The sequence below is a fragment of the Novosphingobium gossypii genome (genome assembly GCF_050433305.1).
Lineage (GTDB): Bacteria > Pseudomonadota > Alphaproteobacteria > Sphingomonadales > Sphingomonadaceae > Novosphingobium > Novosphingobium gossypii.
The window spans coordinates 16,104-30,307 of record NZ_JBNPXM010000015.1; the positions used below are offsets into that span (position 1 = coordinate 16,104).

At 60.3% G+C, this 14,204-nt stretch carries 10 protein-coding genes; 2 read left to right on the plus strand and 8 right to left on the minus strand.

Annotated features, from left to right (window positions below; all coding sequences use genetic code 11):
* Positions 1-92: 92 nt before the first annotated feature.
* From tnpB to GGR40_RS19760, 3 genes are all read right to left on the minus strand, one after another.
* Positions 93-446 carry an IS66 family insertion sequence element accessory protein TnpB gene (gene tnpB, locus GGR40_RS19750; RefSeq protein ID WP_429277964.1) on the minus strand — a complete coding sequence of 118 codons (354 nt, stop codon included), beginning with the start codon at positions 444-446 and terminating at the stop codon, positions 93-95.
* Positions 443-862 carry an IS66-like element accessory protein TnpA gene (gene tnpA / locus GGR40_RS19755; protein ID WP_429277965.1) on the minus strand — a complete coding sequence of 140 codons (420 nt, stop codon included), beginning with the start codon at positions 860-862 and terminating at the stop codon, positions 443-445. Before tnpA ends, tnpB begins: the two co-directional genes overlap by 4 nt.
* A 209-nt stretch (positions 863-1,071) precedes the next feature.
* A complete protein-coding gene (locus GGR40_RS19760; RefSeq protein WP_429277966.1) occupies positions 1,072-1,371 on the minus strand; it encodes a hypothetical protein in 300 nt (99 codons plus the stop codon).
* Between the two features lie 623 nt (positions 1,372-1,994).
* On the opposite strand from GGR40_RS19760, the gene GGR40_RS19765 reads away from it, so the two are divergent.
* Entirely contained in the window at positions 1,995-3,566 is a 1,572-nt protein-coding gene (locus GGR40_RS19765; RefSeq protein ID WP_429277967.1) for a GMC oxidoreductase, read from the plus strand.
* A gap of 600 nt (positions 3,567-4,166) precedes the next feature.
* Here GGR40_RS19765 and GGR40_RS19770 read toward each other — a convergent pair.
* The 4 genes from GGR40_RS19770 to GGR40_RS19785 all read right to left on the minus strand — a co-directional run bounded on the left by GGR40_RS19770 (position 4,167) and on the right by GGR40_RS19785 (position 11,506).
* Positions 4,167-5,366: a tyrosine-type recombinase/integrase gene (locus GGR40_RS19770; RefSeq protein WP_429278037.1), complete on the minus strand. Its 1,200-nt coding sequence runs from the start codon at positions 5,364-5,366 to the stop codon at positions 4,167-4,169.
* Positions 5,367-5,814: 448 nt separating this feature from the next.
* Positions 5,815-8,829: a MobF family relaxase gene (gene mobF / locus GGR40_RS19775; protein WP_429277968.1), complete on the minus strand. Its 3,015-nt coding sequence runs from the start codon at positions 8,827-8,829 to the stop codon at positions 5,815-5,817.
* 3 nt (positions 8,830-8,832) lie between these two features.
* Positions 8,833-11,217: a type IV secretion system DNA-binding domain-containing protein gene (locus tag GGR40_RS19780; protein ID WP_429277969.1), complete on the minus strand. Its 2,385-nt coding sequence runs from the start codon at positions 11,215-11,217 to the stop codon at positions 8,833-8,835.
* Entirely contained in the window at positions 11,210-11,506 is a 297-nt protein-coding gene (locus GGR40_RS19785; protein ID WP_429277970.1) for a hypothetical protein, read from the minus strand. Before GGR40_RS19785 ends, GGR40_RS19780 begins: the two co-directional genes overlap by 8 nt.
* 535 nt (positions 11,507-12,041) lie before the next feature.
* Between GGR40_RS19785 and GGR40_RS19790 the strand changes: the two genes are divergently transcribed.
* A complete protein-coding gene (locus GGR40_RS19790) occupies positions 12,042-12,287 on the plus strand; it encodes a hypothetical protein (protein WP_429277971.1) in 246 nt (81 codons plus the stop codon).
* Between the two features lie 130 nt (positions 12,288-12,417).
* On the opposite strand, the gene GGR40_RS19795 is transcribed toward GGR40_RS19790, so the two are convergent.
* Positions 12,418-12,981 carry a hypothetical protein gene (locus GGR40_RS19795; protein WP_429277972.1) on the minus strand — a complete coding sequence of 188 codons (564 nt, stop codon included), beginning with the start codon at positions 12,979-12,981 and terminating at the stop codon, positions 12,418-12,420.
* Between the last annotated feature and the right edge of the window lie 1,223 nt (positions 12,982-14,204).

The window sequence follows — 14,204 nt, forward strand, 5'->3', positions numbered from 1 at the left end:
CGGGGAGTTCTGGGTGCGCCGCCACGCCTGCATTCTAGCGGATTTTGCCTCGCGAGGAACAGCCTTGCGCCAAGCAGAATCAGGCATGCGGCCTACTGCGCATGGATCGGTTTGGGCACGCGCGGCACGTGCACGCGCGACCAGTCCAACCCCTCGATCAACGCAGCGGCTTGCGCCGCTGACAGCTTCATCACCCCGTCTCCCGGGCGTGGCCAACGGAACTTCCCATCGTGCAAGCGCTTCGTCACCAGCACCAGCCCGGTGCCGTCCCAGACCAGGAGTTTGATCCGGTCCGCTCTGCGCGCCCGGAAGATAAACAGCATACCTGAGAAGGGATCGAGCCTGAGCTCGCGCTCGACCAGCGAGGCAAGACCCACCATTCCTTTCCTGAAGTCCACGGGCTGTGTTGCGACCAGTACCTTCAGGGGGCCGGGCGGGATGATCACGCGCTCACCCGCGCGGCCAACAACACCCGCTCGATGTGATCCGCGCTCACGTCGGGAGGGATGCGGATCAACAACCCGCTTGCCTCGACGACGATCTGGCCGCTGACTGGTGGCACTGCCGCGCTGGACAGCTCGTCGACCTTCCCACGCTCGACCATTGCCGGCACAAAGGTCATCGCCTCCGCGCGCTCCCGCAATCCGCGCCGCCATGTGTACAACTGCTGGGGAAACAGCCCGTGGCGGCGCGCCACCGCTGACACATTGGCACCCGGCTCCAAGCTTTCCGCGATGATCTGCGCCCGCGCCTCGGGCGTCCAGTGCCGCTTGCCCCGCGGGCTTTCGATCACGTCAAGCCGCTGCACCTGACCTGGGACGCTCGTTTCGAAACATGTTTCGAAATCAGTTTCATCACTCACTGGTAACCTCGCCGTTCATTGCGACGAAACTACCAACCTCGGAGCTTCTGAAAATGTGGGGGATTTTGACCGCTTACAAGAAGCCCATAATCACGATCCGACAACCGCGGTGAAACGGACTAAACGCAGGTCCACCGCAGGCCTCTAGAGCCCTTATGACTTGAATCCTAATAGCGTTGCTCCATTGCAGCTACGTACATCAGCATTTGTCAGAAGGGCTGTTGTTGCAAGGGTAAGGTCTTGAGGGCAGCTTTAGCCGAGGATCTGATCTCATCCCAATCTGGATCTACGTCCAAAGCATCGAGTCTCCAAAAATCATTCCCTTTCTTACTTTTCATCGCGCTAATTACGCCATCTAAGTCGTTCAGAGTTTTTACTTGCACCGAACTCAGCTCGTTGGCCTCAAGCATATGATAAATCGAGACAAAATAATCTTCAAACTGTGAAGCGAGCTCCGCACTCTGGTAAGGGATCATCTCTCCAGCAGCTTCAAAGGCCGGCAACGACATCAGGTATGACCTTTGCGCATTTGCGACATCTGCGAGAACCGCAACCGCAGCGCGCAGGTGAAAGTACCGAGTGAACATAATGCAAACGAGGCTCCTTCAATACTTGCCAGCATTGCTCCGCGTTTCGCTACCTTATGCCTTCTTACATCGAAGCCTTAAAATAAACAAAGACTGAACTGAAAACCTGCTTAAATAACTTGGATCTACAAACGCCACCAAACGGTTAACAAAAGATAATTAGCTTCCGTATCATTGTTTATAAAGCCATGAGAATTGTATCGTTGGTTCAGTAGGTTGATATGGCCTGGTTGATAACCGATTAGCCACGCTGGCATACTTTTCATTGGACAATTGCGTCCAATGAAAAGTATTGATTTTATAGATGGTCCGATGATGTAATTTGCTCATCAAGGACTTTGATCCTCAAGATCCAGGTACATCTTATAGCGCTGGGCGCCGCAGACGGCCTTTTCCGTAGATCGGAAGATCTGAACTTTGCTAATATGTACAGGAATATAATCCAAGTTACTTTATTTTCAGCAGGTACAAAGCGGTAAATATCTCACAACGGTTATCACTCAAGAAGGCTATGACCATTGGATATTATTAGATCGAAATGGGACGTGGTCGTAATCGGTGCGGGAATTGGCGGTGGCTTGGCTGCGCGACGGCTGACTGAGCTAGGCTTGAACGTTCTAATAATCGAAAAAGGGAAGGACTTCGGCGATACCAGATCCAACCTGCCGGACGGATCAGCGTCATCGCCAGCCGCAAGGCTGGAGCAAGGTTTGTGGCCTGAGCCGCTGAAAGGAATTGTAGATGGCCGAGAACTCGCGCTCGAAGGCGTAATTGGAACAGGCGTTGGTGGAACATCATTACGCTACGCGGCTACTTTGGAGCGTCCCGAGCCGCACGATTTGGATGATTGCCCTGAGAGGCCGCATCCCACGCAAGGATGGCCAGTCTCATATGCCGAATACGCGCCGTACTTCGACATGGCGGAAAGGTACTTCTGTATCACCGGAACGCCCGACCCATTAGCGCGCGATAAAACACCTGTTTCCATGAAGCAAAGGGCGCTCGCGTCCAGTGAAGCGCGGTTTATGCGTGACCTTAGAAGTGCGGGTCTTAACCCCTACCAGACCCACATGGCGGCTCTATTCTTACCGGATTGTGAAAGTTGCTTTGGACGACGTTGTGCAAAGCGCTGCAAGATGGACGGGCGAACCGCGGGAGTTTTGCCTGCCGTCCAGTCTGGACGTGCTGCTGTGCTGGACGAATGCACCGTCCTTTCCATCAATGCCGATGACCATGTGAAATCGATCAAGGTTTGCAAAGATGGCAAGGAATTTGTCCTGAAGGCCCGCGCGTATCTCCTTTCCGCCGGAGGACTTGGCTCACCGTCTCTCCTACTACGATCGAAAAATGAAGTTTGGCCGACCGGCTTGGGTAACCGATATGGTCTTGTAGGCCGCAACCTCATGTTTCATTTGAGTGAAATACTTGCAGTCTGGCCGAAGGGGAGAACGGGAAGGGCACGACAGGCAGAGCGATCCGTCAGCTTCCGCGACCTATATCATCGTGACGACCTTCGCCTCGGCCTCGTACAGTCGATGGGCTTGACTGCACGATATGGAGAAATCATGTATGCAGCCCAAATACGTTTAGCTTCCTCCGCATTCCGCAACGTTCCGTTTGCAAGGAGCGTATTGCGGCTTCCAGTTTATCTAGCATCTTCAATAATGGGCGCTGCTCATCTATTTGTCGGCATACTAGAGGATCTACCAAGCCTTGAAAACAGAGTTTTAATGCGATCAGTCAACTCTGATAGTTTGGATTTCCAGTATTCTATAGGCGAAGAGCTTCACGATCGTAGAAGACACTTTCGTCAGGCTATGTACAAAGCATTCCCGGGGCACTCTCGAATGTTCATGTCGCATCAACCACAGCTGAATTATGCGCACCCGTGTGGGACGGTCCGCTTTGGTATAGATCCAAGAACGAGTGTTCTTGATCCGTCATGTCGAGTGCGCGGAATCGACAACCTGTTCGTCGTCGATTCATCTTTCATGCCTACTTCAAACGGTGTTAATCCAAGCCTCATGATCGGAGCCAACGCGTTGCGTGTAGCGGAGGCAGTCGCAAGCAGCGTTCGAGGCTACAGCGCGCCGCGATATCGCAATCACGGTCTTTAAACGTGCTCGTTATGTCGCCAGGCAACCTCGTTTGGCGTGCGCCAACGCGTAAGATCGCCTCCAAACCATACTTCGTGCACTTCGCTCACGCAGAGGCAACGACCCTCACCTTGAGCAATACGGGTCTGACTAACGCGGCCTCGGGATTTCCTCGATTCTTGATCAGGAAATAACCTTATAAATTGGCTGATTGACCAGCCCTGTCTTAATCGGCGTCGGGTCGGTTAGCCAGCGCGTATCTGCAAGATGTCAGGCAGCGTTTCCTGTGCGAGTCACGCTCGATGGCTAAGAGCGCATCGATAACCTCGAGCGCTTCGGCGCCCGGCGGCAAGACAAGTGTCCATTTGCCTTTCTCCCTGCGCTTGAGCTGCTCTCTTAGATCGACGGGTTTGAAGAATCCCCGATATGCGTGAACCCAGCAACTGACTCGCGGCATGAGTTTGCCCATCTGGACGTCCTCGACGCGGGCATTGAAGCCGGCATATCGGCCGCTCCGGAGCATCCCAGCATAGCCCGCCAATCGTAGGCGAGGATACAGCCACGAAGTGGCATGCTGAACAAATCTCTGGAGGAAGGGTGACGAGCCAAGCACCCTGCCCGCTAGCTCAGCTTCTTCATCAAACGCCCTGCGGCGCCATGCTCAGCTGCCAGATTGCGGTTGTAGGCGAGCGGCATTCGCGGACTTTTCCAGCGCAGGGCGTCCATGATCCCTGCAAGATCCTCTCCGCTGGCAAAAAGGTCCTGGTTGAGACCGACGCGGGTGGAATGGCCGCTGATCCGGGTGAGTGCATGTTCCAGGTCGTCGCGGGTGAGATCGGGCAATGCGCCTTTATCAAAGGCCCGCCGAATGATGGCTTTCCAGATTGCTCCGATAGAGCCGGGATGAAGCGCCGTATTGCCGACGCTGTATTCGGTACGCGCCGCCACGGCCGGTTTAGGCAGCGCCTTGCGCCAGTCATAGGCCGCGCGTCCTGACAAAGTGGCAAGATCGCGCCCTGGCTGTCGCGCCCGCGCCTTGTAGCGCCGGACGAACACGCGCCGGAAGACAGCGCCTTGCACGATACCGGCTGCCTCGCACCAGGCCTGCACCGCCCGCACCGTGCGCGGTGAGAGGAACGCGGTGGCCCCCTCCCCTTCGCTGTCACTCTTGCTCCGCGGAATCGAGAGCAGCCGGGCGTCAGGATCAGTAGCCGGCAGAATGTGCCCGAGTTCGACCGCGACTAGTTCACTGGCCCTGAGGCCCGTATCATAGGCGAGACTGAGCAAGGCGCGATCGCGCAAGCCTGCCGGGGTGTCCTCACAGCTTTCCAGCAGTGCGCGCAGGTTGAGGCCGCGCCCCGGATCGCGTTCGATATCCGAGACGGCGCCTTTGAAGCGCAGCGGCGCGGCCTGGCGTTGGGCAACGCCCTTGTCCTTGCGGATCGCGGCAAGGGTCAGCTTCACCAGCGGTGCCGTAGTTGGATCGACGCGCCCGAGCAACTGGTGGAGCCGCGCGATCGAGGCCTTGTACCGCGCCAGCGATGCCGGGCGGGCGCCCTGCCCTGCCCGGTACTTGAGGTAGTCGGCAACGTCCTCGGGGCCTGCGGGCACGGCGATCCGGCGATGCTGGCGACACCACAGATCGAACGCGGAGAGGTCGGAGCGCAACGCGGCAAGCGTATGCTTCGAAGCCGCCGCCTGGAACGCTTCAAGCAAGGCAGCATCGACGACCACCCGCTCTGCGGTGCGGAGCGAGGTGATCAGGGGCACCAGGAGACCACCAGCGCCGGTCCCTTCCTGATGCAACGTGTCCAAGTCCATCGCCCTTGCCGCGTTCGACAGGCTTACCGCATCGATGAGAAAATTCTCTGCTTCGGCGTCCAACGATCTGGTTCCCACTTTCCTTTGAAGTCCCTCGCATTCGCCCTTTTTCAGCAAACCGCCGGACTGAAGCGGTTCTACCAATGGTAATATGGTTCTGCAATAACTGCAATTATTCAGCATTGCCAAACGAGGTCCCTTGTCCTGATACCCATTGTGCCCTGGCGAAAACAGATGACCCTTAAATAGCAGCGCTGCACCTCACCCACTCTGCTATCACTTTCGAACAGCATACAGTCATCGCGCATGCGGCCACGGTCGTTTCAGTCCGTTGCTTTCCTCCCAAAGACGATTTGAATGGGCTACGAAGACACGCCAAGCATGTCGGCGCGTGCTTTCCAGCGTACGTTTTCTTCGGCGAACGTCAAAGCTTGTGCAGGCGATATCCTTATCTGGTGCGTTCGATGTTGCGTTCCGGAAGATTCACTTCCTTCGCGGCGAGATGCCGCTGAAAGCCTGCAGCCTCGATGAGCGCCATGTTGGGCGGCGCCTGGAGGACGTCGGCAGGAATGGAAGGATTGAATCCGGCGATAGCGGCACTGATGGGGGCAGCGGCACTGGAGCCCATTGCAGGCGACGCGCCCCCCAGTTGCTTATCGCCGATCGCTTCAAGCGCGCTGTGCTTGTCGCCGGCATTTCGGCTGATAGTCCGGAGCAGCGCGTGCCTGTCGTTAGTCACGATCTCCATCTCCAACCTGACCCGGGTTAGCATCACATATGTCAGGCGCTGGGTCGCAAGGTTGCTCTCGGAGGAATGGACCGCGCCGATGCCCTTGTCGGTGGTCATGCCTTGTGCCTGATGCATGTTGATCGCGTACGCGAGCCCGAGACGCTCGAGCATCTTGTCCGCCCGGTCGAGTTCCACAACCTTCCCGTCGGCGTTCTCGATCCTGGCATGGCTCTCGGTGATGGACAGGATCTTCGCCTGCTCCGAACTATAGATCTCGCGCGCCTTGTCGTTTGCCTGCCACAGAATTTTGTCCCCCTCGTAGAGCGTGATCGGCATCTTCTCCAAAAGTTGCACGCCGTCCGATTTGGCGTTCGGATCGATCTTCTGAGGATCGAAGACAAATGCCCGGCCCCGCTCATTGCGGACGGTGACCTGCCCCTTGGTATCAACGCCGACGACATCGTAGCGCCCGCGGACGAGGCCCGCCGGCCGGGTGTTCCTGGCCACATCGATGATCTGACCCGGGCGGTAGGTCGAGGCATACCGCAGCTCTTCGCGCGTGGCGTTGACCTGCTGAAGCGTCGTGAGTTCCAGGCCGCCGCCTTTTAGCGTACCTTCATCCTTCAGACCCCTCTGCACAAGCTCGTTCAGCTCGCGTCGCGCGTTTCGCCCCGACGCATAGATCGCCGTTCGCTCTCGTTCCTGCGCATCAAGACCCAGCCACTTCTCCGCAGCCTTCTCAAGGTAGGCGTCACCCTCGCTCTGGACGCGCGTGCCCAGAATCTGGAAGGCCTCGTCGAACTTGCCCGCACGGCCCAGAACAGCGACCTGCTGCATGTGCGCGGTCTTCTGCCGCTGACTGACCTCAAGCACGGCCATTGCGGGGCCGTGTGACTGGGCGAGTTCGTAGGCCTTGCCTGCATCGATGGATTGCAGCTGCTTCATGTCGCCGATCATGACCAGGCGCTCGACGCCCAGGCGGTTGGCGATAGTCAAGAGATTGTTCATGGCCTCGTTGGAGATCAAGGAGGCCTCGTCGAGCACGAAGATTTTGCCAGCAAGTTCGGCGCGGGAGTTCTCAAAGGCCTCGCCCTGCCCGGCCCTGGATGCCCGGACATGGGCGTTAACGAAGCTCGACACGGTTTGTGCCTTGATGTCCGCTTCGTTCCGCAGCGTGGCGACCATCTTGTTCGCAAAAGCAAGGCCCACCGTTTCCCTGCCCTGTTCAGCGGCAAGATCCCGGAGGCTGCGGACCAGGGTCGTCTTGCCCGCGCCGGCGACGCCCTGGATGACAGCAATCCTGTCTGTCGTTGACAGGGCCATTGTGACGGCCGCGAGTTGTTCGGGGTTGAGTCTATGCTCTGCGGTGTGCGCCTTGAGCCGATCCGCCACTTCGCCAGCGGGCACGATCGCCACGCTTGCGTCTCGGCCAAGGTCTATCCCGGCGAGGAGCTTGCGTTCCTGGGCGATATGTTCGGGCGTTGTGACGAGGTGATAGACCCCATCGGCGCGCAAGGACGCGCCCGGTATCAGCAACTCCCTGTCGACCAGGATGCCGACCCGTTGTTCGACGCGATCGATGGTCACGCCGCCTAGCCCGAAATTCAACGCGGTCTTGTAGATATCGGTCAGCTGGAATGCCGCTTCGCGCTGCCCGTGATGCCTGACGGCCGAGGCGACGGCGAGCTCCGTGCGCAGCTCCCCGGGCGTGAGGCGCATGCGTGCCATCCCGCTGGTGACCAGAGGGTCTGAACCTCGCAGGTACTGCCCCAACGTGACGTGCAGAGCGGTTACAAGTTCCTGCACCTTGCCGATCACACCGAGTGGCTTTTCCTCCTGCGGACCGGACCGCACAAGAGCCTGGGAAACCACGTCCCTGCCATCGAACCCCAGGGCGGCAGCGCGCGATTTCCACTCGACCCGCAGGGCCTCCTTGTCCGCGACGTTCAGCTTGGCATCACGCGTGTTCACGACGACGCGGTCCTGCCCCTGCGGTGTGGAGATTCCGATCTCGGCGGCCTTCTGGAGGATCTCTTCCCGCCGCTGGCTGAAAGCCTCCATGACGGCCTTGGGAACGCCATCGATTTCGAACTGGCCGTGCTTACCGGTCAGCCGCGTCTCGTAGCCAAGCTCCCTCAGCTCTTCGCGGAAGGCAGCGTGATAGGCAGAGCCGATCGCCGTGTTATTCTTGTATAGCGGATTGTTCCAGAGTGCCTGCCACGTCCCCCCGGCGGTCTTTGTTATGGCCGCGATCACGACATGAAGGTGTCCTTGGGGATCGAGCTTGCGGCTCGTGTCGTGCTGAAAAATGGCGTAGATCAGATTGCTGGTGCGCACTGGCTCGCCATTGCGGTTGCGACCATAGTCGCGCGCCTCCGCCATGCTTTTCTCGACCCATGTCATGGTCGCCTTGACCGCGTTGAGATGAGCCTCGAGCACACGCCTGTCCCCGGCCACATAGGCCAGGACGCTGGCTGACTTGGGCATCGAGAATGTGAGATCGGTTCCGATCGTGCGGTTGGGGGTCTGGTTCACGCCCGTTCCATTCGGCAGGATGCCGTTGAGGATGGCCTCGAATGCGTCGGCTTTCACCGGCCCGGAAAGACCCAGTTCCTCTGCGCCTTGCCCGCCCCAGACGGACATTTCCGAGGCATTTTCGCCTGTGTAGTAGTCATCCTTGGCAAAGTAGCTTGCAGCACCGCCCGCAGACTTCACGGAAGCGACAGAGAGCATGGCCTACATCTCCATCCCGCTGTCGTCCGACAGGTCCGTCTCACCCTTCTCCTGCTCTGTTCCAATACCTTCGCGTTGCTCGCGCTGGATCAGGCTTTCCTGATCGGTTTGGCGTCCACCCGGCGCCTTGGTGTCCTCACGCTGATCGGCAGTCCCGAGACGCTTTGCATCCGACAGATCATCGGTGCGCGCGGGCTCCCCTTTCTCCGAAGTGTCATCGGATGCGGTCTCGTGCAGCCTTGCGCCGAACCCCGAGGAGTTGATATCCGACCGGGTCGTCTCGACGGCGCGCGGCACGAAGCCTTGCGCGAATTGCTCCGCCTCGAGTTCGGCCTCGCTCTTGCCCTCAACAAGATCTCCGTCCGGCAGTCGCTGCGCATCTGAAGTATCGGCAATGGGGACTTTCTCGTTCGCAGGACCATCTGTTTCGCGGCCCCCCTCCCCCTTCGTGCCGCTGCTCTCGTCGGGCGGCGTGTATTCGCTTGCGCGCATCTGCGTCACGCGCTCGAACCCCTCGGCCACGATCGGATAGTGACGATAAGTCAACTTTATCCGCGCCGCCGGAAACCCGTCGGGGAATTTCACGAAGCCATGGAGAGCCGGCATGTCCTTGATGTCGTCGGGGATGACGAGATGCTGGACTTCCTTGCGCGGTGTGATCGTGGAGGCGTCGCGAGTGCTGTTGTAACCGTAGGAATAGGCCTCATCCATCTGGCGCACCTCCCGGCTGCCGATGAAGTCCGAGCACCGCTTGGCGGTCTCGAGATCAGGGGTCTTCAGGATCAGCTTCGTGCCGGCAAGTGATGTCAGGCCGATGGCGCCGTTCTCGCCGTAGGTCTCCGAAAGCATGGCGAAGGAGTGGATGCCCAGGGCAAAGGCACCGCCGACCGCTCGCGCGGTCTGCAGGCCATGCTCGATAGCCGGGAGACGATGCAGGGCATGGACCTCGTCGAGGAGGAACCAGGTGCGCAAATTCCGTGTCCTGCCGATACGGAACAGCGCGTTCACCGCCAGGTCCATCCACAGGGTCAGCAGCGGACGGTTCAGGACGAGATCGTTGTGGTTGGACGAGATGAAAAGGATCGAGCCTTCGTTTGCATTGTCCACCATCCACCGGTTGATTGAGAACCCCTGCGCGCCCGGCGCCGGATCGGGAATGAAGCGAAGTGCATTCGCGTGCGTGTTGAACGTGGCGCGGATGGACTCTGCCATCTTAGCGGCCTGCGTCGCGACAAGCGGCGCCGCAACCGTGTTCTCCAGTTCTTCGCTGATGCGCTTCAGATCCGCCTGCATGAGATGGTAGGCGAGAGCGCCGTTCGACGTCGCCTTCTTGTCGATCAGCTTCATGCACATCTCGGTGAAGAGCGTGCGCGCGGCTTTCTGCCAGAAGTCGTCCTCTGCGTTGCGGCCGCTCGGGATCAAGGCCGTCGCAGCCGAAAGAAAATCGGAATAGTTGTCGCAATCGGTGAAGATGGTCCAGGGCTGGCACCGCTTGTCCATCGTGTTCAGGATGAAGTCGGTTTCTGGGCTATAGAAACTCTCGATGAACGAGCCCGTGAGGTCGAAAATGACGCAGCGGTGGCCCCTCGCCCTCGCCTGCGTCACGATCTTCTTCAGCTCGGTAGTCTTGCCCGCTCCTGTCGTGCCGATCAGCATCAGGTGGCTCTGTTCAAGCCGCCAGGGACACGGCAGCGTCGCGATCCGGTATGGCGAATGAAATCCACCAGCGATACGCTCAAGCAAAGACATCTCCAGTACAGTCCGAGGCGACACTGGGGGCTTTCGCGCTGCGCATTCCTCCTCGAATGCCTTGGTGTTGAACGCGCGGATCTGGGTGTCGAGCTCAGCCCTGTCGATGAGCAAGGAGCCGCGCTCATGTCGCTCCTTGAGGATGTCCGATCCGCGCCTGCGCGAATAGTCGACAAACCAGATCGTGAGCGGTGCACAGATGAAGATCGCACCAAGCGTCGAGGCCGCCAGGAGGTGCAGGAATTTCGACCAGGCAAACACCACGGCCGGATGATGCGGAACCCAGGACATCAAACCCACCACTACGCTCTCGTCAGGCAATGTGAGATGGACTTCCTTATGCGGATTGAGCGAGACCCAGTTCCACAGTTCCGCGTATATTTTCATGAGCACCAGCTGCAGCTCGTGCTCAAGAAAATAGAACGACATCACAGTTGAGCCGAGCGCGACGGAGGTCACCAGCCAGACGATTACCGGCAGGCGAATTCCCGCCCAGCTCATGGAGGCTTCGTGCGTGAAGAGCTGCGATCCGCGCGTGAAGCTTCCTGCATTCCGAACGATCTTGCCGCGGGAAGAATGGTGCTCGAGCGTCGCCGCTTTCTTGCTGAAGCGGATGTCTTCCTGGGGCGCCCTAAACATGGTGCCGCTCCAGGTTCGCTTGCGCGGTTTCGATCAGCTTCTTGACCGCATCGTGCCCCTTTGCCTCAGCACGGGCGAGACAGTCCTCGGCAACGATTTCAAGCGTCATGAGGACCCGGCTCAGGTTAACGCCCTTGCCAGCTATGATGAGAGGCGCACCGAACCGGACTATCTGCCGGATGGCATCGGGACGCTCACACGCATTCAGCTGCGCGACTGCGTCGATCAATGCCAACAGGTCGCTCGGAACCCGAACGCCTATCTGATAACTCGAAGTACTCTTGTCCATACCAAACTCCACTGGATGCAGAGCATGGTTCGGGTATCGCAATGACTACTCTAAAAGCCCCGCGCAGTTGTGTCCAATAGAAAACCGTGATCAGGCGGTAGCAAGCCAAATAGCTGAAAAACCTCTCTATTATTCATTTGGCTATGCGCCGGTCCCAACTGCTACCGTGGTAGCAAATGGGATGCTGCTGATTTCATTCGAGAAACACCACGGCCTGCCGTATGGGGTGTGCTTCTGTGAGGGACTGAAGCCAGTGCGGTCCTGTGCTTTCCCTGTCGCGGTTCCAGTGCCCGGATCGCTTACCAGTGGGAAGCCCGACAGCCGCGAGGCTGGATGTTGGAACGGGAGAATCGCGAGGTCCCTGGCCGCGACCCAGCTTCTGCAAAAAGGCGTTTTCGCGTTTGATATTCGTGCCTTCCAGAACGTGGTGCGACCCCATAGGCAATCCTTGGATTGACTGGAAAAGGTTCTCGCCTTTGACAAAGAAATGCGGGAGCATGCCGAGGCTTTTTCAGCAGGTGAAGGGAAGTAGATTATGGCATCGAAACTCGACCGCGAACGCGAAGCGATCCAGCAAGCCGAGGTAGAGCTTGAAGAGCGCAAACGACGCTTGCTCGAGATGGAAAAGGAAGAGACCGAAAAAGAGATTCAGCGTCTCGTAAAAAAGGTCGGAACGGGTGAAGCGATCGGCATTCTTGGCCTTGCCGTCGCGATGAAGCCGCGGGTTGCGATCGAAGTTCTGGAGGGGTGGCAGCGAAGCAACCCCACTAAAGCAAAATAGGGCGTTAGGCCCGAACCGCAGGACGGCTGATCGGGCGAATGCCCGTAAGCGGATCGTGAGAGCATCCGGCATAAAAATAGGGCGCTGGAGCGATGCTCCGGCGCCCTTGATTGTGTCAGTGTCGGCAGGCTCAGGCCCACGCCAGCTTGGGAGCGGTGTTACCGTGCTCAAGGGCGCAGATGCGCGCGAGATAATCGAACGCGGCCTCAAGGTTTCCATCGACAAAGGCTCGATATGTGGAAGGTAGGCGCAGCGCTGCGCGCAACTGATCGAGCGTCACGTCGCTGGCGACTTCCGGATCCAGGCACAGGCACCTGAGGACGGCGTGAGCACGCGAGACCGACATCAGCAATTCGGGCGAAATGGCGATATGATCGCTCACGCTCAGCGTGACGAAGTGCGGGGCATCTGCTTTGCTCAGGCGAAGTGACCGGCCATGGAACTGGGCTTCCTCCGCAATGGCGAGGAGTTGGTCGTAGCCAGCGAAGAGCCGCGCAAAGACCGCGAGAGAAACGGCATTCGCGTTGAACTTGAAATTGAAGGCAATGCCTTCGCGTTCGCCGAGCTCAAGGTCAGTAGCAATGCCGTTGTCCAGGAGGTGGTTGTACAGAGCGGATACCTGAGAGGCCGCCATTGGAGCCGGCGTCGTCTGGAGCCGTGTCTCAGTGTCGGTGACGCGGAAGATGGTCAGCATGTCTCTCTCCTGCCGAAGGTCCAACTTCCTCTCTCCCCCTCCTCTCTGAATGCATCGGACGACCATGTTGGAAGGCGAGCCAGGGCGATGCCGTGACCCGGCCAGGCGGACCGCGCAAAGCGCAGCGGGCGAAGGCCCGCGAGCAAGCAAGGGACCGCCGCGCCGGACGCCGCCCTCGCCCCATGAGGGCAACCTCGCCGATGACGCCACACAGGCGAGCCGGGGCGACGCAGCCGGACCGCGTCGGCAGGTCGCTGCAAGCCCACCCGGCGGTGCCGGGACCCGGCCAGGCGGACCGCGCAAAGCGCAGCGGGCGAAGGCCCGCCAGCAAGCAAGGGACCGCCGCGCCGGACGCCGCCCTCGCCCCATGCGGGCATCCTCTCCGATGACGCGACGCAGGCGAGCCGGGGCGATGCAGCCGGGCCGCGGAGGCGGGCCGCTGCAAGCCCGTCCGGCGAGGCCGTGACCCGGCCAGGCGGACCGCGCAAAGCGCAGCGGGCGAACGCCCGCCAGCAAGCAAGGGACCGCCGCGCCGGACACTGCCCTCGCCCCACACGGGCACCCTCGCCGATGACGCGACGCAGGCGAGCCGGGGCGATGCAGCCGGGCCGCGACGGCGGGCCGATGCAAGCCCATCCGGCGAGGCCATGACCCGGCCAGGCGGACCGCGCAAGGCGCAGCGGGCGACGGCCCGCAAGCCAGCAAGGGACCGCCGCGCCGGACGCCGCCCTCGCCCCATGAGGGCAACCTCGCCGATGACGCCACACAGGCGAGCCGGGGCGACGCAGCCGGACCGCGACGGCGGGCCGCTGCAAGCCCATCCGGCGAGGCCGGGACCCGGCCAGGCGGACCGCGCAAGGCGCAGCGGGCGAAGGCCCGCCAGCACGCAAGGGACCGCCGCGCCGGACGCCGCCCTCGCCCCACACGGGCACGCTCTCCAATGACGCCACACAGGCGAGCCGGGGCGACGCAGCCAGCCCGCGACGGCGGGCCGCTGCAAGCCGGTCCGGCGAGGCCGTGACCCGGCCAGGCGGACCGCGCAAAGCGCAGCGGGCGAACGCCCGCCAGCACGCAAGGGACCGCCGCGCCGGACACCGCCCTCGCCTCGCGCGGGCACGCTCTCCGATGACGCCACACAGGCGAGCCGGGGCGACGCAGCCAGCCCGCGACGGCGGGCCGCTGCAAGCCGGTCCGGCGAGGCCGTGACCCGGCCAGGCGGACCG